Source organism: Chryseobacterium foetidum (assembly GCF_025457425.1).
Lineage (GTDB): Bacteria > Bacteroidota > Bacteroidia > Flavobacteriales > Weeksellaceae > Chryseobacterium > Chryseobacterium foetidum.
In genome coordinates, this window is the sequence record NZ_JAMXIA010000001.1 from 515,826 (window position 1) to 540,304 (window position 24,479).

At 35.1% G+C, this 24,479-nt stretch carries 28 protein-coding genes; 12 read left to right on the plus strand and 16 right to left on the minus strand.

What is annotated here, in order from left to right; genetic code table 11:
- Positions 1–66: 66 nt before the first annotated feature.
- Positions 67–879 (plus strand): hypothetical protein, encoded by an 813-nt coding sequence (locus NG809_RS02435; RefSeq protein WP_262147767.1) that lies wholly within the window; start codon positions 67–69, stop codon positions 877–879.
- Between the two features lie 53 nt (positions 880–932).
- On the opposite strand, the gene NG809_RS02440 is transcribed toward NG809_RS02435, so the two are convergent.
- The 7 genes from NG809_RS02440 to NG809_RS02470 all read right to left on the minus strand — a co-directional run bounded on the left by NG809_RS02440 (position 933) and on the right by NG809_RS02470 (position 6,674).
- Entirely contained in the window at positions 933–1,511 is a 579-nt protein-coding gene (locus tag NG809_RS02440) for a glutathione peroxidase (protein ID WP_262147768.1), read from the minus strand.
- 15 nt (positions 1,512–1,526) lie between these two features.
- A complete protein-coding gene (locus NG809_RS02445) occupies positions 1,527–2,189 on the minus strand; it encodes an outer membrane lipoprotein-sorting protein (protein ID WP_262147770.1) in 663 nt (220 codons plus the stop codon).
- Between the two features lie 116 nt (positions 2,190–2,305).
- Positions 2,306–3,028 (minus strand): 3-deoxy-manno-octulosonate cytidylyltransferase, encoded by a 723-nt coding sequence (kdsB, locus tag NG809_RS02450; RefSeq protein WP_262147771.1) that lies wholly within the window; start codon positions 3,026–3,028, stop codon positions 2,306–2,308.
- Positions 3,029–3,255: 227 nt separating this feature from the next.
- Positions 3,256–3,822: a hypothetical protein gene (locus NG809_RS02455; RefSeq protein WP_262147772.1), complete on the minus strand. Its 567-nt coding sequence runs from the start codon at positions 3,820–3,822 to the stop codon at positions 3,256–3,258.
- Between the two features lie 67 nt (positions 3,823–3,889).
- Entirely contained in the window at positions 3,890–4,894 is a 1,005-nt protein-coding gene (locus NG809_RS02460) for a peptidylprolyl isomerase (RefSeq protein ID WP_262152545.1), read from the minus strand.
- Positions 4,895–4,972: 78 nt separating this feature from the next.
- Positions 4,973–5,482, minus strand: coding sequence for an FKBP-type peptidyl-prolyl cis-trans isomerase (locus tag NG809_RS02465; protein WP_262147773.1), 510 nt, complete (start codon positions 5,480–5,482; stop codon positions 4,973–4,975).
- A gap of 118 nt (positions 5,483–5,600) precedes the next feature.
- Positions 5,601–6,674, minus strand: coding sequence for a branched-chain amino acid aminotransferase (locus NG809_RS02470; RefSeq protein ID WP_262147774.1), 1,074 nt, complete (start codon positions 6,672–6,674; stop codon positions 5,601–5,603).
- 83 nt (positions 6,675–6,757) lie between these two features.
- Here NG809_RS02470 and mnmD point away from each other — a divergent pair, with 83 nt between their 5' ends.
- Together mnmD and NG809_RS02480 are read left to right on the plus strand one after the other, a co-directional pair.
- A complete protein-coding gene (gene mnmD / locus NG809_RS02475; RefSeq protein ID WP_262147775.1) occupies positions 6,758–7,432 on the plus strand; it encodes a tRNA (5-methylaminomethyl-2-thiouridine)(34)-methyltransferase MnmD in 675 nt (224 codons plus the stop codon).
- Between the two features lie 133 nt (positions 7,433–7,565).
- Entirely contained in the window at positions 7,566–7,982 is a 417-nt protein-coding gene (locus NG809_RS02480; RefSeq protein ID WP_262147776.1) for an NUDIX domain-containing protein, read from the plus strand.
- A 19-nt stretch (positions 7,983–8,001) separates the two neighbouring features.
- Here the strand turns inward: NG809_RS02480 and NG809_RS02485 are convergent, their stop codons facing one another.
- A complete protein-coding gene (locus tag NG809_RS02485) occupies positions 8,002–8,709 on the minus strand; it encodes a DUF4294 domain-containing protein (RefSeq protein ID WP_262147777.1) in 708 nt (235 codons plus the stop codon).
- Positions 8,710–8,762: 53 nt separating this feature from the next.
- Between NG809_RS02485 and chrP the strand changes: the two genes are divergently transcribed.
- Together chrP and rpe are read left to right on the plus strand one after the other, a co-directional pair.
- Positions 8,763–9,839 (plus strand): chryseobasin maturation metalloprotease ChrP, encoded by a 1,077-nt coding sequence (chrP, locus tag NG809_RS02490; RefSeq protein WP_262147779.1) that lies wholly within the window; start codon positions 8,763–8,765, stop codon positions 9,837–9,839.
- A gap of 53 nt (positions 9,840–9,892) precedes the next feature.
- Positions 9,893–10,543, plus strand: a complete 651-nt coding sequence (gene rpe / locus NG809_RS02495; RefSeq protein ID WP_262147781.1) for a ribulose-phosphate 3-epimerase — start codon at positions 9,893–9,895, stop codon at positions 10,541–10,543.
- Positions 10,544–10,824: 281 nt separating this feature from the next.
- On the opposite strand, the gene NG809_RS02500 is transcribed toward rpe, so the two are convergent.
- From NG809_RS02500 to NG809_RS02525, 6 genes are all read right to left on the minus strand, one after another.
- Positions 10,825–11,244, minus strand: a complete 420-nt coding sequence (locus tag NG809_RS02500; RefSeq protein ID WP_262152546.1) for a nucleoside-diphosphate kinase — start codon at positions 11,242–11,244, stop codon at positions 10,825–10,827.
- A gap of 311 nt (positions 11,245–11,555) precedes the next feature.
- Positions 11,556–12,488 carry a ribosome small subunit-dependent GTPase A gene (rsgA, locus tag NG809_RS02505; protein WP_262147783.1) on the minus strand — a complete coding sequence of 311 codons (933 nt, stop codon included), beginning with the start codon at positions 12,486–12,488 and terminating at the stop codon, positions 11,556–11,558.
- A 107-nt stretch (positions 12,489–12,595) separates the two neighbouring features.
- Entirely contained in the window at positions 12,596–13,675 is a 1,080-nt protein-coding gene (locus tag NG809_RS02510; protein ID WP_262147784.1) for a chorismate mutase, read from the minus strand.
- 380 nt (positions 13,676–14,055) lie between these two features.
- Positions 14,056–14,529, minus strand: a complete 474-nt coding sequence (locus NG809_RS02515; protein WP_262147786.1) for a hypothetical protein — start codon at positions 14,527–14,529, stop codon at positions 14,056–14,058.
- 140 nt (positions 14,530–14,669) lie between these two features.
- Positions 14,670–15,755 (minus strand): DNA polymerase III subunit gamma/tau, encoded by a 1,086-nt coding sequence (dnaX, locus tag NG809_RS02520; protein ID WP_262147788.1) that lies wholly within the window; start codon positions 15,753–15,755, stop codon positions 14,670–14,672.
- 87 nt (positions 15,756–15,842) lie between these two features.
- Positions 15,843–16,481, minus strand: coding sequence for a TetR/AcrR family transcriptional regulator (locus NG809_RS02525; protein WP_262147790.1), 639 nt, complete (start codon positions 16,479–16,481; stop codon positions 15,843–15,845).
- A 555-nt stretch (positions 16,482–17,036) separates the two neighbouring features.
- Here NG809_RS02525 and NG809_RS02530 point away from each other — a divergent pair.
- The 7 genes from NG809_RS02530 (at position 17,037) to NG809_RS02560 (ending at position 22,763) form a co-directional block, all read left to right on the plus strand.
- Positions 17,037–18,500 (plus strand): phytoene desaturase family protein, encoded by a 1,464-nt coding sequence (locus NG809_RS02530; RefSeq protein WP_262147792.1) that lies wholly within the window; start codon positions 17,037–17,039, stop codon positions 18,498–18,500.
- Between the two features lie 9 nt (positions 18,501–18,509).
- On the plus strand, positions 18,510–19,346 hold the full coding sequence (locus NG809_RS02535) for a phytoene/squalene synthase family protein (protein WP_262147793.1): 837 nt from the start codon (positions 18,510–18,512) through the stop codon (positions 19,344–19,346).
- An 8-nt stretch (positions 19,347–19,354) separates the two neighbouring features.
- Positions 19,355–19,816, plus strand: a complete 462-nt coding sequence (locus NG809_RS02540; protein ID WP_262147794.1) for an SRPBCC family protein — start codon at positions 19,355–19,357, stop codon at positions 19,814–19,816.
- Positions 19,813–20,271, plus strand: a complete 459-nt coding sequence (locus NG809_RS02545; RefSeq protein ID WP_262147795.1) for a sterol desaturase family protein — start codon at positions 19,813–19,815, stop codon at positions 20,269–20,271. Before NG809_RS02540 ends, NG809_RS02545 begins: the two co-directional genes overlap by 4 nt.
- Positions 20,268–20,975 carry a lycopene cyclase domain-containing protein gene (locus NG809_RS02550; protein WP_262147797.1) on the plus strand — a complete coding sequence of 236 codons (708 nt, stop codon included), beginning with the start codon at positions 20,268–20,270 and terminating at the stop codon, positions 20,973–20,975. The genes NG809_RS02545 and NG809_RS02550 overlap by 4 nt, the downstream gene beginning before the upstream one ends.
- Positions 20,947–22,236: a cryptochrome/photolyase family protein gene (locus NG809_RS02555; RefSeq protein ID WP_262147799.1), complete on the plus strand. Its 1,290-nt coding sequence runs from the start codon at positions 20,947–20,949 to the stop codon at positions 22,234–22,236. The genes NG809_RS02550 and NG809_RS02555 overlap by 29 nt, the downstream gene beginning before the upstream one ends.
- 110 nt (positions 22,237–22,346) lie before the next feature.
- A complete protein-coding gene (locus NG809_RS02560) occupies positions 22,347–22,763 on the plus strand; it encodes a tudor domain-containing protein (protein ID WP_262147801.1) in 417 nt (138 codons plus the stop codon).
- A 53-nt stretch (positions 22,764–22,816) separates the two neighbouring features.
- Here the strand turns inward: NG809_RS02560 and NG809_RS02565 are convergent, their stop codons facing one another.
- Together NG809_RS02565 and NG809_RS02570 are read right to left on the minus strand one after the other, a co-directional pair.
- A complete protein-coding gene (locus NG809_RS02565; protein WP_262147803.1) occupies positions 22,817–23,506 on the minus strand; it encodes a YetF domain-containing protein in 690 nt (229 codons plus the stop codon).
- Positions 23,507–23,556: 50 nt separating this feature from the next.
- Positions 23,557–24,411: a helix-turn-helix domain-containing protein gene (locus NG809_RS02570; protein ID WP_262147805.1), complete on the minus strand. Its 855-nt coding sequence runs from the start codon at positions 24,409–24,411 to the stop codon at positions 23,557–23,559.
- Positions 24,412–24,479: the final 68 nt, after the last annotated feature.

Sequence of the window (24,479 nt, forward strand, 5' to 3'; positions counted from 1 at the left end):
AAGACTTATTTAACCAGAAGAAATTAGACTTACTTTTAAATAAAATTCTTTTAAAAACATTTTATGATGACCAGATATAAATCACTTTTTGTATTGCTGTTAGTAAGTATAAATATTTTTGCACAGAGGAATGATCACTTTATCTTTCAGTCTGCGCCATCATTTCATAATGGTTTTAAGGTGGAGCTGGTGGATGGTGACATTTTAAGGTTTACAACCCAAGACAACTATCACTTGCTTAATTCATTAAAGCTGAAAAATTCAGAATTACCAATTCCTTCTGATTATGATGATTTTTTAAAAGAAAATCAGCACTTACTTACCAACTCAAGTTTTGAAGCTCAACTTGATGTTAATGTAAAAAAGCATTTTGTGGAAGAAATGAACAGATTGATTACGATATCAAGATCAGCAAATGATAAAAAAATCGGCTACGATGGTATTTCTTTCACAATTGATAATTACGATGGAAAACCAGCCCAAATTTGGAGTCCTGAAAAAGATTCGGAGGAAGGTTTTATTATCATGGAATTTCTTGATTACATGAAAAGATTATATCGTCCCAATGCTATGGTGGATCAACATCTTTTTGAAACCAGATTTTATATCGATGAAGATAATATTTTTGAGTTGCTCAATACGGATCCGGTTTATATCAGATTTTATAATGTTTCGCTTCCCTATTTGTACTGCCAAAAACTCACAGACGTGATAAACAAACTACCTGATGCAGATTTGATCTATTTAGATTTCTCACAAGTGACACGCGCACTGGATAAAGACCTGAAAGAATGTTTTGTGAAAGAATTTAATAGAAAATATAAAAAAGTAAAGTTAATTCAGACCGAAGAAGTGGGCGAATTTAATTCCGTCAGATGAAACAAAAAAAGCAACCCAAATCAGGTTGCTTTCATTTATAATCCAAAAATATTTTATTTCAAATACTTCACAATTGCCTCATCAGTAGGCTTCACATCACTTTTAAAAGAGCCGATAAGCTTACCGTTTTCGTCTACTAAAAACTTGGTAAAGTTCCATAGGATATCGTTGTCTTTCACTCCGTTTAAATCTTTTTCTGTAAGAAACTTAAAGATGGGAGCCATATCGTCGCCCTTCACTGAAACCTTCGCAGCCAAAGGGAAAGTTACACCATAGTTTTTCTCACAAAAAGCGCCGATTTCTACGTTGGTTCCAGGCTCCTGTCCGCCGAAATTGTTGGCAGGAAATCCTACTACGACCAATTTATCGCCATATTCTTTTGAAATTTGTTCCAAATCTTTGTACTGTGGCGTAAATCCACATTCTGATGCGGTGTTGACAATCAGGATTTTCTTTCCTTTAAAGTCTGCGAAATTGATGGTTTTGCCTTCTTCAAGGGCATCTACTTTGTAATCGTAAATTGATTTTCCCATAAGTTCTTTGGTTTTGGTTTTTGAAGTCTCAGACTTTTTCTGAGCGCAGCTGTTGATGAATGCCACAAATGAAAGCAGCATAATAAACATCTTTTTCATATTGATTCAGGTATTTTAAAATTTAAAAGTATTGGCAGGAAAGACTTTGTTGATTTCCACCTTGTTGAGAATCATCACATAGTCTCCGTCTTTTTTGTCGCTGGACGATTCAATTCTGAAAGGCATCATCAAATTTCCTACCTTTTTGTAATCTGAGTACATTAAAGTGTCATCTTTTTTTATTTCTTTCAAAAGCATGAAGTTTTTGGTGTCGAAATAATAGATGTTTTTGTTCACATTTTTAGTCAGTTCCACTTTGTGGCAGTAGATATTCCCGATTTTTTCCTTTCCTAAATATTTAGCTTCAAAACCTTTATTTTCCCAATCGATAAAGTCGTTGTCGAAACTCTCAGCCACATATTCTTTGTACTCCTGAAGCTTGTTGGCAGCGTAATTCATTGCATAGCCTTTGTTGCCGTCGTAGCCTTCAATCGCCGTTTCCTTGCCGCCGATGGTGATGGCAGTTTTTGTTAAATTGGGACGTGACTGATAGATTTTAATCGGATATTCATCTTTCACACCCAAAATCACTTTCCCCTGAAGCAAAACAGAATTCAGAAGTTTCCATTGCGTTAATCCGCCCGACAGTTCGATATTTTTATCAATGATCTCCTTAGCAGTCTGAGCGAAAATGTTTTGTGAAAATATCAGGACGAATATTAAAAGAATTTTCTTCATTAAATCATTTTTATCAAGTCAAATATAAGTTTTTTTAATTTGAAAATTTGAGAATGAATTAATTTGAAAATGTAAAACTATCAACAGCATTTTCAAATTATCTAATTGATACATTTTCAAATCAATTTCCTTGCTTTTTCCAGATCTTCCGGCGTATCAATACCTACACCGACAAAATTAGTTTCGATCAATTTAATTTTCATTCCGTATTCGAGATAGCGGATGCACTCTATTTTTTCGGAGATTTCCAGAGGTTTCATTTCCAGCTTAGAGAACTGAATCAAAGCATGTTTTCTGAAAGCATAAACTCCGATATGCTTGAAATAATCTACATCGTATGAAATTTCCCGATGAAAAGGAATTACAGAACGGCTGAAATAAAGCGCAAAACCATTGTTATCAGTAATAACCTTTACGTTATTCGGATTTTCGATTTCTTCTTTTTCGTGAAGTTTTATTTTTAATGAAGCTAAAGAAATTTCCTGATTTTCATCTTCTTTAAATACTTCGATTAATTGCTGTAAAGGTTCAAGTTTTAAAAAAGGTTCGTCCCCCTGAACATTGATGACGATGTCGCAGTCGATATTCTGTACAGCTTCGGCAATACGGTCGCTTCCGGTTTCGTGCTGTCCTGTCATTACTGCTTTTCCGCCGTTTTTTTCGATTTCATTAAAGATCAATTCAGAATCTGTTGCCACAAATACTTCATCAAAAAGACCTGTTTCAACAACGTTTTGGTAAGTCGTTGTAATCACGGTTTTTTCACCTAAAATCTGCATCAGTTTTGCCGGAAAACGGCTTGCTTCGTAGCGAGCGGGAATGACTGCAATAATTTTCATAAATCTTCTTTAAAATTCAGACACAAAAGTCGCAAAAGTTTTTGAGATGACGTTGTAAACGACAGAATTTGTCTGCGAGCAATTGACTGATTAAAAAATTAAATTCTCAAAAGTTTGTTTGTCATTCCGTAGGAATCTCAACACACTGAAATAAAATAGTTTAGATTCCTACGGAATGACAAAAAGACTACAAATTTTTGCTTTATAATTAAACCGGAAAATCATATTTAAATCTTATCTAAAATCTTCTTCGGTAAAACTTTATTTAATTGCTGTTTCATTTCCTTCTCCACCAAAACATATTTCCAGTTTTTTCGGTCTTTTGAGATGGCAACAGCCTTTGTTTTTGCATTGATGTAATAAGCCATTTCATTGGGATAATAAACCACACTTCCGCTCCCGTATTTCTGAACGAGCATCTTTTTTATGTTCTCTCTCATTTCCTCCTGCATCCCTTCAGCATTGCAACGGATTCTTGTGGAGTAATTCACAATTGAAAAATACTCACCATCCACCAATTCTATATTTCCAACGTGTGAAATTTTGTAATTGATGATTTCAACCTTCATTATTGGATTGTTGTAGGTCATATTCAAAATCATTTTCATCTGATCTTTCGACAAAACTGTGAAAAATTTTGGATAAATATTTTCAACTACATGATCAATATCCCTGTTTTTCAACTGACTCAAAAAAGAAGAGAATGACTTTGAAATCGCCTGCTGATGATTGTTCTGAGCAGAAAACAGTAAGCTCATCATCAAAAAAAGACTTACAAAGAATTTTGTTTTCATAATTTTTTTCGGTAAAAATATAAAAAAAGCCATCCTTACGAATGGCTTTATGAATTTTATTGTCTGATTATTTAATTTTAACCAATTCAACATCGAAAATCAACCATGCATTTGGTGGAATAACACCTCCTGCACCGTTTGCACCGTAACCCATCGCCGGCGGAATCAATAATGTGGCAGTTTCACCTTCTTTTAACAAAAGGATTCCTTCGTCCCAACCTTTGATTACTCTACCCATCCCGATAGGAATTTCGATAGGCTCATTTCTTTTGAATGAAGAATCGAATTCAGTTCCGTTAACCAGTTTTCCTGCATAATGCACAGAAACATTATCACCAACTTTCGGAGTAGCTCCCGTTGTAGTTTTGGTGATTTTATAATAAAGTCCTGATTCAGTTTTCTGCATTCCCGCTTTTAAACCTTCCAGATTTTTATTGGCTTCTGCTTCAGCTTTTTCAGCCATTGCTTTGTTGTTGGCAGCAATTTTAGATTTACCTTCATTAAAAGTTTTTGCAGCATCGTAGTTTTTATACTCATCCCCCTTGCTGAAAATACCAACTTTCTCGAGGACAACATCCGTTTTAGGCTTATCCTGAGCACCTTTTTCTACGTTTGCAATAGTATCTACAGTCTCAAGACCTTTTACTACTTTACCAAAAATAGTGTGTCTTCCGTCTAACCAAGGTGTTGCCACCTCAGTGATGAAAAACTGAGAACCATTGGTGTTCGGACCAGAGTTCGCCATAGAAAGTACACCTTTTCCTGTATGTTTAAGGTCGTTTTTCTCGTCTTCAAACTTGTAGCCAGGATCTCCCATTCCGGTTCCCTGAGGATCACCGCCCTGGATCATAAAGTCTTTGATCACTCTGTGGAAAATAGTTCCGTCATAGTAAGGAACGCCTTTCGCTTTCGCTTTGTTATCAATTTTTCCTTCTGCAAGACCAACAAAGTTGGCAACAGTTACCGGTGCTTTTTTATCTTCCAACTTCACGATCATGTTACCTTTCGTTGTCTGAAGATTAGCATAAAGTCCGTTATCAAGACTTTCGTAAGTTTCTTTTTCTACGTTCATTTTTTTATAGATTGGAGTGCAGCTCATCAGCGAAACGCTTGCCGCTGCAAGTATTATATTTTTATTTAAAAGTTTCATTTATATTGATTTCAGTTTTATAATTAAAGGAACATCATTATCAATTTTATTTTGATCACCGAAAGTGCCATAAGCCAGTGAAGAAGGTACAAGAAGAGTAATCTCCTCTCCCGCTTTCATATATCTCAGTGCGTTTTCTACAGCTTTCAGTTCATCAAAATGACCAAACCTTGCGTTTTCTCTTGTAAAAGCTTTCTCATAAATTCTTGTCATATCAAAATCGTAAAGCTCATAAGAATAAGACACCGCAACATCATCTACCTGTTTCTTTCTGTCATCAAAACCATCAACATTTACCCAATAATTCAATTTTGTAGGATAAAATTTTGTTTTCTGACCTGAAATCCACTCCTGAATCTGTTGTCTTTCTAAAGTATTGAGATTTTTGGTTCTCTCTTTAGAAGTTTTAAGGTCAGACTGGCTCAGAACCCCGCCTACCGGAGGATAAACTGTTGTATTTCTCTTGCAGCCAACAAAAGCCAAAACCGATAGAATTACTAATTTTTTCAATAGCAGAATGTTTATAGTTTAAATTTTATAAACTGATGCGAAAATACGCAATTATGAGAACATATAAAAACAAAAAAAGCCAGGAAAAATCCCGGCCTTAAATTTATTTGTAAGTTGATTACACTGTCTCAAGAACGTTTTTCTCTACCAAAACTCTCCATCCGAAAGGATCTTCCGTAAGATTGGTCTGTAGATTTACCAAATCATTTTTTAAGGTAATAGCAAAACTCTCCTCATCTGAAAGTCTTGGCAATTCAAGCTTCTCACCCTGGTATCCCAAAGCCTGGAAAACTGTGGTAACTACTGCTGTTCCTACACCCCAAACCTCCTTTAAAGTTCCGTCTTTCTGTGCAGCAACAACGTCTTTCACTTTAATTGGCTCAACTTTCACTTCAAAACCTCTCTTTTTTGCCAACTGAATGAAGCTGTCTCTGGTAACACCATCCAAAATTTTCTCTGAAGTTGGTGGGGTATAAATTGTATCGTTGATTCTTACAAAAACATTCATCGTTCCACTTTCCTCAAAGTATTCGTGGGTAGCATCGTCTGTCCAGATAATCTGGTCGTAACCTTCTTCAATCGCCAACTGAGTTGGATAGAAAGAAGCTGCATAGTTTCCTGCTGCTTTTGCAGAACCTACACCACCGCTTGCCGCTCTTGAATAGTGGTCTGAAATTTTAACCGAAACCGGTTCTGTGTAATACATTTTTGCCGGTGTAGCCACGATTGCAAACATATATTTATTGGCAACTCTTGCTTTCAGAGCTTCCTCTGTGGCAAAAATTAAAGGTCTTATATATAAAGAATTACCTTCACCTTGTGGAATCCATTCTCTGTCGATATTTACCAAAGCTTTCAATCCGTCAAGAAACATTTCTTCTGTTACTTCCGGCATTGCAAGACGCTTTGCAGATTTATTGATACGCTCAAAATTCTTTTCGGGCCTGAAAAGGAAAACCTGTCCGTCTTTGTCTTTATAGGCTTTCATACCTTCAAAACAAGCCTGTCCGTAATTTACTCCCATCATCGCCGGAGTAAAAGGAATCGGACCGTAAGGAACCACTTTCACATCACCCCATTTTCCATTCTCGTACTCACAAATCACCATGTGATCAGCGAAAACATTTCCGAATGAAAAGTTACTAGGGTCGAATGTTGAAATTCTGGAGTTTTCTGTCTTTTGAATTATCATTTCTTAAATTTTTTATGATGTTCTACAAATTTAATATAATTTTTTAAATATAAAAATTTTAGGTTAAATTTGACAAAAAAAGCATGAAAAGAGAAGTCAAGACAACAAATGACGGAAGTAAAACATTGTTTATCAATGAATTGAATGAAAACTACCATTCACATCATGGTGCACTACAAGAAGCGGAACACGTGTTTATTAAAAATGGATTAAATTTAATAAATGATTGCGAAATTAATATTTTAGAACTCGGTTTTGGCACAGGTTTGAATGTTTTGGTTACAATTAATGAATATTTAAAAACTGATAAAAATCATAAGATTAATTATTTTACGCTTGAAAAATATCCGATAAATGAATCCGAAATTAATGATTTGGCGTATTTCGAACTTTTTGATAACACAGAATTAAAAAACATTTATCAAAAAATTCATCAGACAGATTGGGAAAATTTAAATGAAATTATTCCCGGATTTCATTTAAAAAAGATAAAATGTGACTTCTTTGAGCTGAAAGACATAGACTTACCAAAAATAAACCTTGTTTATTTTGATTGTTTTGGTGCAAGAGTACAGCCCGATCTTTGGGAAATGCCTTTGTTTGAGCTGGTTTCAGACAAAATGGATGTGAACGGATTGTTAACAACCTATTCCTCCAAAGGAAGTGTGAGGAGGATTCTGAAAGAACTCAATTTTAATGTGGAAAAAAAACAGGGGCCTCCTGGAAAACGTGAGATGATTAATGCGTGGAAGATTTAGATTTAAAATTCAATATTTAAGATTTAAGATTCAATATTTAAAATTTGTTGTTTCAGATTTACCGGTGATTAATTGGTTTTTTAAGGTTTAATACAAAACAAAATCTTTAAATTAGCATTACAAATATTAATATATGGTAGATAAAATCAATGTGCGGGTGTACGCCTGTACCGTGAAAGATAAAAAAGTACTTACATTATTTGAAGAATATGCCGGTGAGCCTTTGATGAAACTTCCCGGAGGTGGACTTGAATTAGGTGAAGGACTCACCGACTGCCTTCACCGAGAATTTGATGAAGAGCTAAACGTGAAAATTGAAATTATTGATCACTTCTATACCCAGGAACATTTTCTGACTTCAAGATTTCGGGAAAATGAACAGCTTTTAACAGTATATTATTTGGTGAAAATTATAAATGAGGAAGATTTTCTAATCATGGATCCCTGTATAGAAAGAACAGAATGGATAGATATTGACAGACCAGACAACCCTTTCCCACTTCCCGTAGACAAAATTGTTTTTGATAAATTAAAAGAAAAATTCCTGTAAAAGTTTACAGGAATTTATTTTATCGCGGAGATTTAAAATCTTTAGCACCAGGATAAGGTTGTAAATAACCCGAGTTCCAGTTGGATTGAAGCAAGGATTCTAAAAACTCATCTGTTCTGTTTTTATGTGGATTGTATTTTTCTTTCAAATCAATATCTGCCACTTTACCTTTTACATTCCACCAAAAAGCACTCCACCCGCCACGTAATTCCTTGATTACTTCAAATACATTTTTTCCGGTGGCACGGCTCATCAGTTTTGCAAAAACCTGACCTTCTGTTGTCGTCAAATCCCTTAGCTGTTTTTCATATTGGTCTGCCAGCATATTTTGACGGTCTTTCACAAATTTTCGTTTGGCAGCAGAATCCATATCCTGCATGTCCGCCTGAATATCCCGATATTGTTGAAGAGCCGTGAGGAATAGAGGATAAACGCGGTACAGTTTCTTATTCAGGAACAGATAAAAATTCTTATCCAATTGATTATTGAATTTTGGTCTGTTGACCAATCTCAATTCATCCATGATGACTACAGTCTCCCCGTTAATCTCGTAAATCTTAGCTTTTTGTCTTTCGTCATAAAAATATTTCTGTCCGTATTCATCAACTTTTAACTGATCCTGAGGATATTGACTTAATGGTCTGATTCCCAAAGTATCACCGATTTGAGCGTGGACAGATATGGCAAAAAAAATAAGAAAAGGGAAGAAAACTTTATTTAAAATCATTATTTTTACACTTCGTATCAAAAAAAATCAACGCAAAAATCATTCCTTTCTATATGAAATTCGAAAAGAAATCTCTAAAGTTTTTAGAACAATATCTCAACACATCATCCCCTACAGGCTACGAACATAAAGGTCAGGAAGTCTGGATGAATTACATTAAACCATACGTCGACAAAATTGAAGTTGATCATTACGGAACCTGCTACGGCATTATAAATCCTGAAGCCGAATTCAAAGTAGTGATTGAAGCTCATGCCGATGAAATTTCATGGTATGTCAATTATATCACAGATGACGGATTAATTTACGTGATCAGAAACGGAGGTTCAGACCAGACAATAGCTCCTTCAAAAGTAGTAAGCATTCATGGTGAAAAAGGTATTGTAAAAGGTGTTTTCGGATGGCCGGCAATTCACACAAGAAGTGCCAATCAAAACGAACCTACACCAAAAATTGAAAATATTTTTATCGATTGCGGCGCCATTTCGAAAGAAGAAGTTGAAGAGTTGGGAATTCATGTTGGCTGTATGATCACTTACCCTGACGAGTTTTTTGAAATGAACGACCGTTATTTTGTCTGCCGTGCTTTAGACAACAGAATTGGCGGTTTCATGATTGCTGAAGTTGCAAAACTTTTAAAGGAAAACAAAAAAACACTTCCTTTCGGTTTATATATTACCAATTCAGTCCAGGAAGAAGTTGGTTTGTACGGTGCAGATATGATTGCCGATACCATCAAACCAAACATCGCCATCGTAACAGACGTAACGCACGACACAACGACCCCGATGATTGAAAAGAAAAAAGAAGGCGATCAAAAATGCGGTGATGGTCCGGTGGTATTTTTTGCGCCAAGTGTGCATCATAAAATCAGAGAACTAATCATTGATACAGCGAAGTCTAAAAATATTCCATACCAAAGAGCTGCCGCAAGCCGTGCCACAGGAACTGATACCGATGCTTTTGCCCATTCCAACGGCGGTGTACCGAGCGCATTAATTTCCTTACCTTTGCGCTACATGCATACAACAGTGGAAATGGTTTCTAAAGAAGACGTTGGAAATGTAATTAAACTGATCTACGAAACTCTTTTGGAAATTAAACCTGAAATAAAACTGAAGTATCATTAAAAGGAAAAAAGCCAGGTAAATAGTAAAAAGATACAAGTAAATAGAAAGTAAAAATGAAAACTAAGCTTATAGCGCCTTCTCTTTTGTCTGCGGACTTCGGAAATTTACAGCGCGACATCGAAATGCTCAACAATTCTCAGGCAGACTGGCTGCACGTAGACGTGATGGATGGAAGATTTGTCCCAAATATTTCCTTTGGATTTCCGGTGATGAAAACAATTCAGCAACATGCCAAAAAATTTGTCGATGTGCATTTAATGATTGTTGAGCCCGAAAAATATGTTGAAGAATTCATCAATCATGGAGCTGATTTGGTTTCGGTTCATTATGAAGCGTGTACACATTTACACAGAACAATTCATCACATTCAAAATTTGGGAGCTAAGGCTGGGGTTGTTTTAAATCCTTCAACGCCGGTTTTGATGCTTGAAGACATTATTTCGGATGTAGATTTGGTTTTGCTGATGAGCGTAAATCCAGGTTTTGGCGGACAAAAATTCATCGAAAATACTTACAAAAAAATCGCTGAAACAAAAGATCTTATTTTAAGCAATAACTCAACAGCATTAATTCAGATTGATGGCGGCGTAAACATTGACAATGCTTCCAAACTTTTTGATGCTGGTGCCGATGTTTTGGTGGCAGGAAACGCTGTTTTCTCAGCAGAAAGCCCTGAAAAAATGATTGAACTTCTGAAAGTTTAAATAATTTTTTGCAATAAAATATAAAAAAAAGGCTGCCAATTGGCAGCCTTTGTCATCACGTGTTTAGAGAATTCTTGTGGTTACAGTTTAGTTTACTCTAGTTTTTAGTTGGTGAAATTAAATTTCAATTATTTCAATACAAATATCTGCAAACTTTAAACACAAGTCAATCCGTAAAAACACGGTATTTTATCACTAAATCAGTTATGCAAATTTTGACACATATAGAAACAAAAAAAATCCGGACTAAGCCGGATTCTTATATTTTATTCAGGTTTTTCTTAGAAAATTTCTCTTCCGGAAAAATGGAACTGAGCTTCAATAAGAGCGTTTTCGTTAGAATCTGAACCGTGTACTGCATTTTCGCCAATGCTTCTCGCAAACATTTTTCTGATTGTTCCTTCAGCAGCTTCAGCAGGATTTGTAGAACCAATTAAAGTTCTGAAATCTTCCACAGCATTATCTTTTTCTAAAACAGCAGCCACAATCGGCCCTGAACTCATGAATTCTACTAATTCTCCGTAGAAAGGTCTTTCTGAATGTACTTCATAGAATTTTTTTGCATCAGCAACTGTAAGCTGAGTCAATTTTAAAGCTTTAATTTTGAAACCTCCTTCAGAAATCTTTCCTAAAATTGCACCAATGTGACCGTCAGCAACTGCATCAGGTTTGATCATAGTGAACGTAATGTTAGACATAATATTTTTTTAATTATTTGCACAAAAATACAAAAATTTTTGAAAATTCTGTTTTTAAGTTTTTTTTAACAATAAAATAACTTTTATTAAGAAAATCGTCACATTCCTTTGGCACAGTAATTGTTTATTACATTCCGATTCTCATGTTTAATTTGAGTTTTCATGGTTATTAGTTTTTACCCAGCTTCGGCTGGGTTTTTTATTTGCATTAATATTGCGTTTTTGTTGCCAAATTAGCAATTGTAAATATTTAAGTAAATATAATCTCAACATTTCATTATGAAACATTGAAAGACCAATAATATTACGAGAAATTAAAAATTGTTTTGAGCTTCTTCTTCCGCCTCATCCATCAGTTTGATATAGTTGGCATATCTTGAATGTTGTATTTCGCCAGTCTCCAAAGCATTAAGAACTGCGCATTTTGGCTCATTAATGTGAAGACAGTTGTGAAACTTACACTCTTCCCTCTTTTTAAAGATTTCAGGAAAGTAATGCTGTATCTCTTCTTTCTGAACATCAATCATCGCAAATTCACGTACACCAGGTGTATCAATCACATTTCCGCCAAAATGCCAGAAGTGCATCTGAGCAAACGTCGTAGTGTGCTTTCCTTTAAGATGTGTATCAGAAATTTCTGAGGTTTTTAGATTTAAATCAGGTTGTAATGCATTCACTAAAGTTGACTTACCACATCCGGAATGACCGAAGAATACGGAAGTTTTGTCTTGAAGTAAATTCTGCAGATCATCTAAATTCAATTTAGAATAGGAAGAAATTTCCAGACTGTCATATCCAATTTCGTTGTAGAGAAATTCGATATCTTTTACATCCTCTATTTCTTCGTCATTCAAAACATCCATTTTGTTGAATAAAATCAACGGTGTAATATTGTACGCTTCGCAGCAAGCCAGAAAACGGTCGAGAAAACCAAGAGACGTTTCGGGATGTTTCAAAGTGAAAATGAAGCAGGCAATGTCTATATTCGAAGCGATGATGTGCGCCTCTTTTGACAGGTTGACCGATTTTCTGATGAGATAATTCGTTCGCGGCTCTATTTTGGTAATCCAAGCCACATCATCCTGTTCCAGCTGGAATTCCACAAAATCTCCGACAGCAAGCGGATTCGTAAGCCTTGTTTTGATGAGCTTAAATTTTCCGCGTATCCTTGCCTCGAAGATTTTATTGGTCTCCAATTCTAAAACCTGATACCAGCTTCCCGTGGATTTTATGATTTTTCCTTTCACTTTTATATATTAATGCAAATATAAATAATTAAGGCCTGAAAAGCAGAAAACATTTTGTTTAGCTAACTCTTCAGACCTATACTTATAATTTTGCTTTAAAGAAAAACTTATTTGTTTATCATCACTTTGTTTTGTACCTCAATAGATTCTTCGTGAACAGATTTAAAAATTTTCTCTATAAATTCCGGAGACATCCCCGTTTCAGTAGCTTTTAGAGTAGCGTATTCCGTAATTTCTTTCCATCTTGCAGGCTGGAAAATGGCAATATCATTCTCCTTTTTCAGTTTTCCAATTTTTTCAGAAATTTTCATTCGCTGAGAAAGCATTTCGATAATCTGAAAATCCAAATCCGAGATTAAAGTTCTGTGTCTTCCCATTTCGCCTTCAAATCCTGCAAAATCAGAGTTTCTTACTTTTAGGTTTGTAATTAAATCTGCCAAAACTTCCGGTGTAATCTGTTGTGAAGCATCACTCCAGGCTTCATCAGGATTGCTGTGTGATTCTATAATCGCTCCCTGGTAACCAACATTTAACGCTTCCTGCGTGATATCTGCCAAACCTATTCTGTTTCCGCAAATGTGAGAAGGATCAATTAACATCGGAATATTAGGATATTGACTTTTAAAATCCAAAGCAATCTGCCAGTTCGGATTATTTCTGTACTTCGTCTTTTGGTACGTTGAAAAACCTCTGTGAATCACACCCAGATTTTTAATATTTTGACCCAAAAGTCTTTCCAGAGCTCCGATCCACAATGCCAAATCTGGGTTTACAGGATTTTTTACCAAAACTGTTTTCTCAGTTCCTTTTAAAGCTTCAGCAATTTCCTGTACAGTAAAAGGATTTACTGTCGAACGTGCGCCAATCCAAAGAATATCAACATCAGCATCCAAAGCTGCAGCAACGTGATGAGCGTTTGCAACTTCTGTCGCAGTTTTAAAACCATATTCTTCTTTCACTTTTTTCAGCCAGTTGAGACCGATAACTCCTACCCCTTCAAAGCCGTTTGGTTTGGTGCGTGGCTTCCAGATTCCTGCCCTGAAGATTGGGACATTCACGTTGGTTTCTTTGATACGTCTTGCCGTTTCCAGCATTTGCGCCTCACTTTCAGCACTGCAGGGTCCTGCTATCATCAGCGGTTGTGATAGATCTTCAATCCAGTTGCTGTTTAAATCTTTAAGTGTCATATTAATTATTTTTTTGTTTTAAATACATGGAAATTCAAATTATAAATGCGTTATAATTCTTTTCGAAATTGCCGTTAAAAAAATTTAAGGAAACAAAAACTCAGTAGAATAAGTTTTGTTTTTAGGAAAAGAAATTTATTTAGCTATACCAATAATGACGGTAATAACCATTTAAATTTCTATAATAATTTACTAACAAACCAAAATAACCACTGATCATTTCAGCAGCCTGATACCCAAAAGATGAGTGCGAAGACAGAGTTGTAATTGAAAAATTTTTCATTTAAAATTTTAATAACACCTGTAAATCAGTTAATTATGATTTATTTTTTAAATTTACTTATCCCCAGTGAGGAAACAGTTCAACAAATATATAAAATTTAAGTTAAATCAAACCTCATCAAATCGTCTAGATCTTTCAAAAGAGGATTTTTCTCTATAAATTTCTCGTAGATTTTCTTTTTCGTCAGTACTTCCACTTTCAAATTTTCAAAGTCTCTTTTATATTCGATTTCGATTGAAAAATTATGAACCTTTGTTTTAAAATGATTGAAAAACTCACCGCTGATTTTATCAAACTCAGTCTTCGCAGAATCTGACGGAAACAGAACTTCAATTATATTTTCGTCTTTCTTTTTAAGCTTAAAACCTTTTATAGCGTTGAAAACGAAAACATTTTTATTCTGAAGCTGTTTTAAAAGTAAATTCCACTCAGACTGAAGATCGGTTTCTGTAAAATGATTTTTAGGTAAATCTTCATTTTTAGTAACAACAACTTCTTCCTTCTTTACAGTTTCGGTTTGATTCATAAAAGAAGAAATACTCAAACCGCCTTTCGAAGCAGGTCGTGACAAAGGTTTTGCAACCTTTTTAGGAACATAAGTTTCCTCTGAAGGAATTTTTACTTCAGGGATTTCTGTTTTTACTGTTTCAGTTTTCTTTTCGGGAACCGGCTTCTTTATTTCTTGTTTTTCATCAAGAAAAGGTGCCAGTATTAAGAACTTTTTTTTTTAAGAACATCTGCTCCACTAGTGAGAGAAGACAGTTGCATCAAAGCGATTTCTACGGTAAGCCTTGGGTTTTTAGAATTTTTGTAATTGATGTCTGCATGATTACAGATTTCAATTCCGTTTATCAGCAATTGCGGACTCCAGCTTTTTGACTGTTCTGCAAATTTGGCTTTTGTCTGATCACCAACCTCAATCAAATCAATAGTTGATGCGTTTTGCGCCATCATCAAATCTCTGAAGTGATTTCCAAGACCTGCAATGAAAGTATGAGAATCAAAACCCTTTTTTACAATTTCATTGAAAGACGAAAGTACAGCCGGAATATTATTCTCTTTGGCCAAATCTACAATATTGAGATACTGATCGTAATCTAGAATATTGAGCACTTCAGCAGCTTTTGCCAAAGTAATATTTTTATGGGAAAAAGTTGACAATCTGTCGAAAATTGATAGCGCATCTCTCAACGCACCATCTGCTTTCTGAGCTATAAGATAAAGCGCATCATCTTCATATCGAATAGACTCTTTCTCAGCGATTTTTCTTAAATGTTCCTGAATATCAAGAATTGTGATTCTCTTGAAATCGTAAATCTGACATCTCGAAAGAATCGTAGGAATAATCTTATGCTTTTCTGTAGTTGCCAAAATGAAAATGGCGTGAGCAGGCGGTTCTTCAAGAGTTTTAAGAAAGGCATTAAATGCTGCAGAAGACAACATGTGAACCTCATCAATAATATACACCTTGTATTTACCAACCTGTGGCGCATATCTCACCTGATCAATCAGTTCACGGATATCGTCTACAGAGTTATTTGAAGCGGCATCAAGCTCATAAATATTATAAGCAAAACCATCTTCAGAAACAGAACCGTCTTTTTCATTGATTTTGCGGGCAAGAATTCTGGCACAGGTCGTTTTACCCACACCTCTTGGCCCACAAAACAACAAAGCCTGAGCAAGCTGATTTTCTTCAATAGCATGTTCTAAAGTATCTGTAATGTGAGACTGCCCAACTACAGTGTCAAACTGCTGCGGACGGTATTTTCTTGCAGATACTATAAAATTTTCCATTGCCCAAAAGTAAGAATAATTGTTTAAATCTGAAAATATAATACCTCAGATTTTTAAACAGAAAAGTAAATCTTCAGTGACGAAGATTTACTTTTTTCCCGCTTTTTTAGAATAGGCGTAATCAATCATTTCTTCAATAGCACCTTCAATTTCTTTTCTTCCGTTTTCAGATTTAAGATCAATTCCGCAGAAGGTAGTTCCGTTGTAGGCTGTATAAAGATTTAAGTGATAAATTCCTGCAATCATTAAGGCAGTCATGGCGCGGTATCTAGTAGAATCGTCGCCAAAATGTGGATCTGTAATATTTTTGAAGAGTTCCTCACCTATAACTTCTCTTTCATCCATAACTTTTTTAAGGACTGGTCTGCTTTCTGACAGTTCCCAAATTAAGATTTTCTGAAGTTCTTTATTCTTTTTAAGATTTTCAAACTGGTTCAAAATTGCCATTTTAGACATTTCTTTTCCACCGTCTGAAAGATCTGCATCTCTCTCTCCGTTAAAATTGCTCCAATAATCCTGCGACTTAATATATTCGTCAATCAGTTTATCTGTACTTCCAAAATATTCATAGATAAGTTTCTTGTCGTAACCTGCGACAGCAGCGATCTTACTTACCATTAAACCTGAATACCCTTTGGTTTTTAAAATTTTTCCTACAGCTCCCAGGAGCTTTTGTTTAGTCTTTTCCTTATCGCGGATCGGACCCTGTACTACTTTTCTTGGCATTTTTGTTTATTATTTATGCAATGTGCATTTTTGTTTACCGATAAAGATACGTTTTACCATATCATTCATTCTGCTGCATTTTGAGCATAATAATTTTAAATTCTGTACTTGCGTTTTTTAGATATAGCTTCTTGCTCTTAAATCTCACATTTGAAAAATCATAACCTTTAAAAATCAAACTGCTTTGAGTTAAATTTTAAACAAGAGTTTAGTAATTTTCTCATTTTAATTGTTTTCTGTTCTGTAAAAGAAATTTGAAATTACCAAAAAAATAATCCTCCATCGATAAGTACGTCAATTAAATTATATTTTTTAAGTTAAAAAACTAATAAAATTTGTGAGGTTTGGTTTAGTGTTCTATCCAAAATCTGTTCCAAGTTATCATGTGAAACACTGAATATCGTTTTGTAAAGATATAAAATTCTTAAATGCGTGATCACTTTTTTAAGAAAATTTTACCGTTATACCACATTTTTTTTCAAAACTATGATTAATAAATGATTTTGGCAGATATATTGAAGTTGTAAAATTAACCCGAAAATTCAAAAATTAATTATGAAACGTAAAATTGCCGTCATTGGCTCCGGCTTTTCAGGCCTTTCTGCTGCTTCGTATGCTGCAAAAGAAGGTCATGAAGTTCATATCTTCGAAAAAAACAATTCTTATGGCGGCCGGGCAAGGCAATTTGTTACAGAAAACGGTTTTGTATTTGACATGGGACCCAGCTGGTATTGGATGCCGGATATTTTCGATTCTTATTTTGCTGAATTTGGCAAAAAAACCTCCGACTTCTACGAACTCATATCATTGAATCCTCAGTTTGAAATGGTTTTTTCTGATGACAATCTGAATCTGCCTGAAAATTTTACAGAGATGAAAGATTTATTTGAGTCCATTGAATCCGGAGCTGCCTACAACCTTGAAAAATTCATGCAGGATGCAAAGTATAAATATGAGGTCGGAATGAAAGACTTTGTAACAAAACCGTGTTTTTCATGGACTGAATTCTTTTCATTAAAAATTTTAAAAAGTGCTGTAAAGCTTGATCTTCTCTCCAATTTCAGAAGTTTTGTCGGAAAATATTTTAAAGATCATAAACTCCGAACTTTAATGGAATTTCCTGTAATTTTTCTTGGTGCTTCACCTGAAAATATTCCTGCACTTTACAGCCTGATGAATTATGGTGGATACAGACTGGGAACCTTTTATCCTATGGGTGGCTTTTACAAAATTATTGAAGGAATGATGAGTATCTGCAACGATTTGGGTGTACAGTTTCATAACAATGCTGCGGTGGATAAAATAATAAGTGACAACGGAAAGGTGAGATCAATTCTGGTGAACGGCGAAACAATTGAATTTGATTCTGTGATTGCTTCATGCGATTATCATCATACAGAAACAAAACTTCTTACAGAACAGGAAAAAAATTACAAAGAAGATTACTGGAAATCAAAAACCTTCGCTCCCTCATGCCTCATTTTTTATCTTGGAATTAATGAAAAGATCAAAATAAAACACCATACTCTGTTTTTCGAAAACGATTTGGATCTTCACACCAGTGAAATTTACAGTGACAAAAAATGGCCGTCAAAGCCTTTATTCTACGTATGCAGTCCGTCACAGACCGATGCTTCAGTTGCTCCGGAAGGTTGCGAAAATCTATTTTTACTCATGCCGATCGCAACCGGAATTGATGATTCTGAAGAAATGAGACAAAAATATTTTGCTCAGATGATAGAAAGGATTGAAAAACACACCGGCACGGAAAATTTAGATGAAAAAATAATCTATCAGAAAAGTTTTTGTTTAAATGACTTTAAGGAAGATTACAACGCCTACGAAGGAAATGCCTACGGTCTCGCCAATACATTGAGCCAAACTGCCGTTTTGAAACCTTCACTCAAAAATAAGAAAATAAAAAATCTGTACTATACCGGCCAGCTTACTGTTCCGGGTCCGGGAGTTCCGCCCTCGATTATTTCAGGAAAAATTGCAGCACATCAAGCCACCCTTTAATATAAAGTTATGAAACAAAAATTTGATGACCTTTCTTTTAAGATCAGTAAACAGACCACACAGCAATACAGTACCAGCTTCTCACTGGGAATTTTAGCTCTTTCCCCTAAAATAAGAAACGCAATTTATGCAATCTACGGCTACGTAAGGCTGGCCGATGAAATTGTAGACAGTTTTCATGGCTACGATAAAAATATTCTGCTCAACAGATTCAAGGTGCAAACCGAGGAAGCTCTTGCGGAAGGAATTTCATTAAATCCAATCATGCAGGCATTTCAGGAGACTGTTTTAAAGTATAAAATTGAACACCGACTGATCTACCAGTTTCTGAGAAGTATGGAAATGGATCTTCAGAAAATCGATTATAATTCTGAACTTTACGACGAATACATTTTAGGCTCTGCGGAAGTGGTTGGCCTGATGTGTCTTCATGTGTTTGTAAATGGTGATCAGGTAGCTTTTGACAAGCTAAAACCATTTGCCATGAAGCTTGGATCTGCATTTCAGAAAGTGAATTTCCTGAGAGATATGAATGACGATTTTGAAATTTTGGGACGAACCTATTTCCCGGGAGTCAATATTCTCAACTTTGATGTTGAAGAGAAAAAGCAGATCGAAAAAGACATTGAAGAAGAGTTCAGGCTGGCACTGGAAGGCATTAAAATGCTTCCGAAAACTTCAAAATTCGGAGTGTATCTGGCTTACAGATATTACATTTCGTTGTTTAATAAAATAAGAAGAACGCCTGCCACAGCAATTCTGAAGAAAAGAATAAGAATTTCCAACGGAAGAAAAATTTCGGTGATGATGAGCAGTTACGTACAGTATAAAATTGCTTTTATTTAAACTAAACTATGGTTCACACACTCAAACGCACACAACAGCTTCACTGTGATATTTCTACTGCGTGGAAATTTTTCTCTGCTGCAAAAAACCTTTCTGAGATAACGCCCGATGATATGAATTTCATCGTCCTAACTAACGTGGAAAATCAGGAAATCTACGAAGGAATGCTGATCGATTATTATGTTTCACCACTTTTTGGCGTCAAACTTAAATGGCAGACAGAAATTACTCAGGTTGATAAAGAAAAAAGCTTTACCGATTTTCAGAAAAAAGGGCCATTTAAACTCTGGAATCATCATCATGAATTCGTACCAAATGCAGAAGGCGTTTTAATGACAGATATTGTGACTTACGAACTTCCTTTAGGTTTTTTAGGTGAAACTGCCCATAAAATCATGGTGAAAAGCAAACTTGAAAATATTTTCAACTACCGCTACAAAATTCTTGAAACAAAATTTAATCAAAGATGAATTTTTTAATTGTCATCATCACATTTTTCACAATGGAAGGACTCACGTGGTGCATTCATAAGTATGTGATGCACGGTTTCATGTGGTTTCTTCACAGAGATCATCATGATCATTCCAACGAAGGACATATTGAGTGTAATGATTATTTCTTTTTAATTTTTGCAATTCCGACGATTGTTCTGATGTATTTCGGAACCATTAACGGATTTAATGAATATTTCTATGTCGCTTTGGGAATCACGCTTTACGGAATGTCGTACTTTTTCGTACACGACATCTTTATTCATCAACGTTTTAAGATTTTACGAAATACACAGAACCCTTATCTTCTTGCGATCAGAAGAGCTCACAAGCAACATCATAAACACACAGGAAAGGAGCACGGCGAATGCTTTGGTTTTTTGTGGGTTCCTGTTAAATACTTTAAAATGTTTTTTAAAAAAGATAAAAAATGATGCAGTTTACTTATTTACTGATTAATTTTTTTGCAGTAATTATCTGTTTTATTTTTTCATTTCATCCGAAAATAAAATTCAACAGATTTTTTAGGGCATTTATACTGTCATCGCTTTTTGTTGCGGTGTTTTTTATTGTCTGGGATATGATTTTTACGGCGAAAAAAGTCTGGTGGTTCAGCCACGAATATACAATTGGTCTGCTTATCTATAATCTTCCGATAGAAGAAATTCTGTTTTTTATCTGCATTCCGTTTTCGTGTGTGTTTACGTATTTCTGTTTAGACAAATTTTTTGATTTTTCGTGGGTGAAAAAAATCGAAAATGTACTTCTTCATATAATTACGTTCGTACTTCTCGCACTTGCCACTTACTTTTATGAGCAACTCTATACCTTAACGGCATTTGTAACCTGTGCCTTGAGCATTTTAGTTTTAAAATATATTCTGAAAGCCGACTGGCTGGGAAAAGCTGTAATAATCTATATAATTTTAAGTCCTGGATTTTTGGTTGTGAACGGTTTGCTGACGGGAACCGGACTGCCCTCGCCTGTTGTAAATTATAATCCTGCGGAGTTTATGGGATTCAGAATTCTGACAATTCCTGTTGAAGACTTTTTCTACGGACTTGAAATGATTCTGTGGAATCTTTTTTTCTTTTTAAAGTTTAAAAAATATGAGCAAAATAAATATATTCTGGTTTAGACGGGATTTGCGTTTAGACGATAACACCGCACTTTCGGAAGCTTTGAAACAGGAAAATAAAGTTCTGCCAATTTTTATTTTTGATAAAGAAATACTTTCAAATCTCGAAGATAAATATGACAAACGGGTAGATTATTTTCATCAGGCTCTGGAACAAATGAATGAAGAGCTGAAAAAGCATGGAAGTAGCATCAAAACTTATTTTGACAAACCTTTGGATGCCTTCAAAAAGATTACAGATGAGTTTGATGTGGAAATGGTTTTCGTCAACAGGGATTACGAGCCTCAGGCGATAAAAAGAGATGAGGAAATCAGGAAATTTCTGGAGAAAAAAGATATAAAAATGGCTGATTTTAAAGATCAGATTATTTTTGAGAAAGCTGAAGTGGTGAAAGGTGACGGTTCGCCGTACACAGTTTATACCCCGTATTCAAGAAAATGGAAAGAAGCTTTTAAACAGATAAAATTTCAAAATAATAAAACAGTCTTTTCCAATTTCTATCAGAATAAATCTTTTAAAATATTAAGTTTAAAAGAAATTAGATTTGAGAAAACAGACTTAAAATTTTCTGAACATACTTTATCCAAAAAACTCATTACAGATTATAATAAAACAAGGGACTTTCCCGGACTGGATGCTACAACCCGCATCGGTATCGCTTTGCGTTTCGGAACGATTTCCATTAGAAAATGTGTGGATTTCGCTTCTAAACACAATGAAGTCTGGCTGAACGAGCTGATCTGGAGAGAATTTTTTATGCAGATTTTATATCATTTCCCGAAAGTTGTCGCCACAAGTTTTAAAGAAAAATATGAAAATATCGAGTGGCGGAATGATGAGAAAGAATTTAAACTCTGGTGCGAAGGCAAAACCGGCTATCCGATTGTTGATGCGGGAATGAGACAACTCAACGAAAGCGGATTTATGCACAACAGAGTGAGAATGGTTACCGCAAGTTTTTTGACCAAACACCTTTTAATCGACTGGCGATGGGGAGAAGCTTATTTTGCAGAAAAACTTTTGGATTACGAACTGTCTTCCAACAACGGAAACTGGCAGTGGGCGGCAGGCTGTGGCTGTGATGCAGCACCCTATTTCAGAATTTTCAATCCTGAGGAGCAGCAGAAAAAATTTGATAAGGATGGAAGTTACCGCTTCAGTTGGTTGCCTGAAGATTATAATGCTGAGCCGATGGTTGACCATAAAAAAGCCCGTGAACGTGCACTCGAAATCTATAAAAAAGCTGTAAAGGACAATTAAAGTAAAAATTGCGTTAAAAGGAGATTAAAATCCTAAAGGATACCACAAAAATATTATTTGGGGCATATAATTTGTAATAGCTTTGAAACACCATTAATACAGTTATCACTATGAATATCACAGATCTTAAAATTACAAATTTGGTTAAATATAATAATCAGATTTATTCAGTAAAGGAAATTTTGCAGCCGAAAGATGGTCAGTATTATGTGAAAATAGATAATGATTTAGAAAACTTCACAGTGCCGGCCGAAGCAATAAAGCCGATTCTCATCGATGAAGACTGGTTACAAAAGTTAGGTTTTTTAAAAACATACAGTTCAGAACAGAGAATTCGTTATGAAAGACCTGAGCAGTTTATTAAATACGACTTTGATCTGACAGCGAAAAAACTTCTTGAAGGTTTAAAAATTTACGGTAACTCTGTGAGATGCAGATACATACACGAAGTTCAGAATATTTTTTCAAGCCTGATTGGAAAGCCTATTTTTAACAGTCTGAAAAAGGAAAATACAGCAATTGTGTAAACTGCAAATGCCTGTCAAATAAAAAAGTTCTGATTATGTCAGAACTTTTTTTGTTATGTAATTCGTCTTCTGTTAATTGAAGGAACCCAGTGGTGTTTTCCGCAAACTTCGCATGTATTGTCGCCTTCAGGGATTTTCAGTTCTGTAAAGCCGCAGAATGTGCACGAATAATTTTTCTTTTCTGAAAAGACAGTTGTGGATTTTTCCAGAGAATGCAGAAGTACAGGAAGGCCATATTTCACATCTTCATCTTCATAAAAAAATACGCTGATCTCTCCGGAAGTCTCCTCTATCGCAGATTCTATCTGTCCTAAATGAGAAATACTTTTCATTCTCAACTCCGCAAAGAATTCGTCGCTGCCTAATTTTTCCTTTTTAAAATTTTCGATTGCAAAAACTCCGTTTTCAATAAGAAGGATTGGTTTTCCCTCCAGAAGTATTTCAATTTTTTTGGATCTTCCGATAAGATAAACCACCAAAGTATAAAATAAGATAATAACCGCGAATACAAGGATCGATGAGAGAATTCCCACTTCACGGTAAAACATTGGATCACCGGCCGCAGAGCCCAAACCGATAATCACAACAAGTTCAAAGACAGAAAGTTGTTTTACACCTCTTTTCCCTAAAAGCCTGATTCCGAAGATAATTACAAGAAACATTACCGCTGTACGGAAGATGATCTGGAGCAGAAAATCCCAGCTTTCGGAGCCCATGATAAGCTCATTCCAATCGATTTGCATACTTTTATTTTAAAACAAATTAAAACTTCAAAAAGCAAGCCGCAGAAAGTTTACTGAACAACTTCGCGCATTTCACTTGGGATTTTTCCGGTGTGTTTTTTAAGAAAATTGGTAAAGTTTCCTTCATCATTAAACCCTAAATTGTAGGAAATTTCTGAGATGGTGTTTGATGAGAATTTTAAGGCGTTTTCAGATTCTCTAATTACTTTTTCAATAATCAACTGTTTTGCTTTTTTTCCACTTACGTATTCAGACATTTCTGTGAGTTTTCTGGCTGAAACCTGCAGTTCGGAAGCGTAATAAGAAACTTTTTTCTGTTCTTTAAAATCTCTCTGTAGCAAAACCCTGAAACGGTTGACGTAGGATACAAACTCAAATTTCTCGGCGTCAATAATAATTTCCACTTCTTCAGACTGAAAAGCATGCAGAAGCAAAGATTCAATCAGATTATGTGCTGCAGAAATGTACAGACTTTCGCCTCTCGTTTTAAATACTTCTACTCTTTTTGATAAAGATTTATTTTCATGAAAACAATTTTCACAGATAGGTACAACAAAAAAATTGGAAGTAGGATTGTAGAAAATTTTTGAGTTAATAAAAAAACTGTCCTGTTGTGTTTTTTCGTAGAAACTGGACCTGAAAACGATACAGGAAGACTTTTCTGATACTTCGCCCAGCAATTGAAAAGATTTTCCCGGGCCAATGTAAATCACCGATTTTGGCTTAACTATTCTCTCGCCAACGTCCGTTTTTAAAGTAAACTCTTCTGCAGAAATTATGATTGCAAAATACTGATGATTAATAAAAGAACGGGAATTATTATTAAGAGCAATGACTTCAGACAAAGGTTTAATGTAAAAACCAACTTTTTTTATCTGATCATCTGCTTCAGCTGCTTGCATCATTTAACGAAAAGTTTAAGGATGTAAAATTAACAATAAAAGCCTTTCAATCAAAGAAATTTACCAATCCA

Bases quoted from the DNA above. Each gene is read 5' to 3' on its own strand.
- NG809_RS02435 (WP_262147767.1), top strand. From the start codon at position 67: ATGACCAGATATAAATCACTTTTTGTATTGCTGTTAGTAAGTATAAAT.
- NG809_RS02440 (WP_262147768.1), bottom strand. From the start codon at position 1,511: ATGAAAAAGATGTTTATTATGCTGCTTTCATTTGTGGCATTCATCAAC.
- NG809_RS02445 (WP_262147770.1), bottom strand. From the start codon at position 2,189: ATGAAGAAAATTCTTTTAATATTCGTCCTGATATTTTCACAAAACATT.
- kdsB (WP_262147771.1), bottom strand. From the start codon at position 3,028: ATGAAAATTATTGCAGTCATTCCCGCTCGCTACGAAGCAAGCCGTTTT.
- NG809_RS02455 (WP_262147772.1), bottom strand. From the start codon at position 3,822: ATGAAAACAAAATTCTTTGTAAGTCTTTTTTTGATGATGAGCTTACTG.
- NG809_RS02460 (WP_262152545.1), bottom strand. From the start codon at position 4,894: ATGAACGTAGAAAAAGAAACTTACGAAAGTCTTGATAACGGACTTTAT.
- NG809_RS02470 (WP_262147774.1), bottom strand. From the start codon at position 6,674: ATGATAATTCAAAAGACAGAAAACTCCAGAATTTCAACATTCGACCCT.
- mnmD (WP_262147775.1), top strand. From the start codon at position 6,758: ATGAAAAGAGAAGTCAAGACAACAAATGACGGAAGTAAAACATTGTTT.
- NG809_RS02480 (WP_262147776.1), top strand. From the start codon at position 7,566: ATGGTAGATAAAATCAATGTGCGGGTGTACGCCTGTACCGTGAAAGAT.
- NG809_RS02485 (WP_262147777.1), bottom strand. From the start codon at position 8,709: ATGATTTTAAATAAAGTTTTCTTCCCTTTTCTTATTTTTTTTGCCATA.
- chrP (WP_262147779.1), top strand. From the start codon at position 8,763: ATGAAATTCGAAAAGAAATCTCTAAAGTTTTTAGAACAATATCTCAAC.
- rpe (WP_262147781.1), top strand. From the start codon at position 9,893: ATGAAAACTAAGCTTATAGCGCCTTCTCTTTTGTCTGCGGACTTCGGA.
- NG809_RS02510 (WP_262147784.1), bottom strand. From the start codon at position 13,675: ATGACACTTAAAGATTTAAACAGCAACTGGATTGAAGATCTATCACAA.
- dnaX (WP_262147788.1), bottom strand. From the start codon at position 15,755: ATGGAAAATTTTATAGTATCTGCAAGAAAATACCGTCCGCAGCAGTTT.
- NG809_RS02525 (WP_262147790.1), bottom strand. From the start codon at position 16,481: ATGCCAAGAAAAGTAGTACAGGGTCCGATCCGCGATAAGGAAAAGACT.
- NG809_RS02530 (WP_262147792.1), top strand. From the start codon at position 17,037: ATGAAACGTAAAATTGCCGTCATTGGCTCCGGCTTTTCAGGCCTTTCT.
- NG809_RS02535 (WP_262147793.1), top strand. From the start codon at position 18,510: ATGAAACAAAAATTTGATGACCTTTCTTTTAAGATCAGTAAACAGACC.
- NG809_RS02540 (WP_262147794.1), top strand. From the start codon at position 19,355: ATGGTTCACACACTCAAACGCACACAACAGCTTCACTGTGATATTTCT.
- NG809_RS02545 (WP_262147795.1), top strand. From the start codon at position 19,813: ATGAATTTTTTAATTGTCATCATCACATTTTTCACAATGGAAGGACTC.
- NG809_RS02550 (WP_262147797.1), top strand. From the start codon at position 20,268: ATGATGCAGTTTACTTATTTACTGATTAATTTTTTTGCAGTAATTATC.
- NG809_RS02555 (WP_262147799.1), top strand. From the start codon at position 20,947: ATGAGCAAAATAAATATATTCTGGTTTAGACGGGATTTGCGTTTAGAC.
- NG809_RS02560 (WP_262147801.1), top strand. From the start codon at position 22,347: ATGAATATCACAGATCTTAAAATTACAAATTTGGTTAAATATAATAAT.
- NG809_RS02565 (WP_262147803.1), bottom strand. From the start codon at position 23,506: ATGCAAATCGATTGGAATGAGCTTATCATGGGCTCCGAAAGCTGGGAT.
- NG809_RS02570 (WP_262147805.1), bottom strand. From the start codon at position 24,411: ATGATGCAAGCAGCTGAAGCAGATGATCAGATAAAAAAAGTTGGTTTT.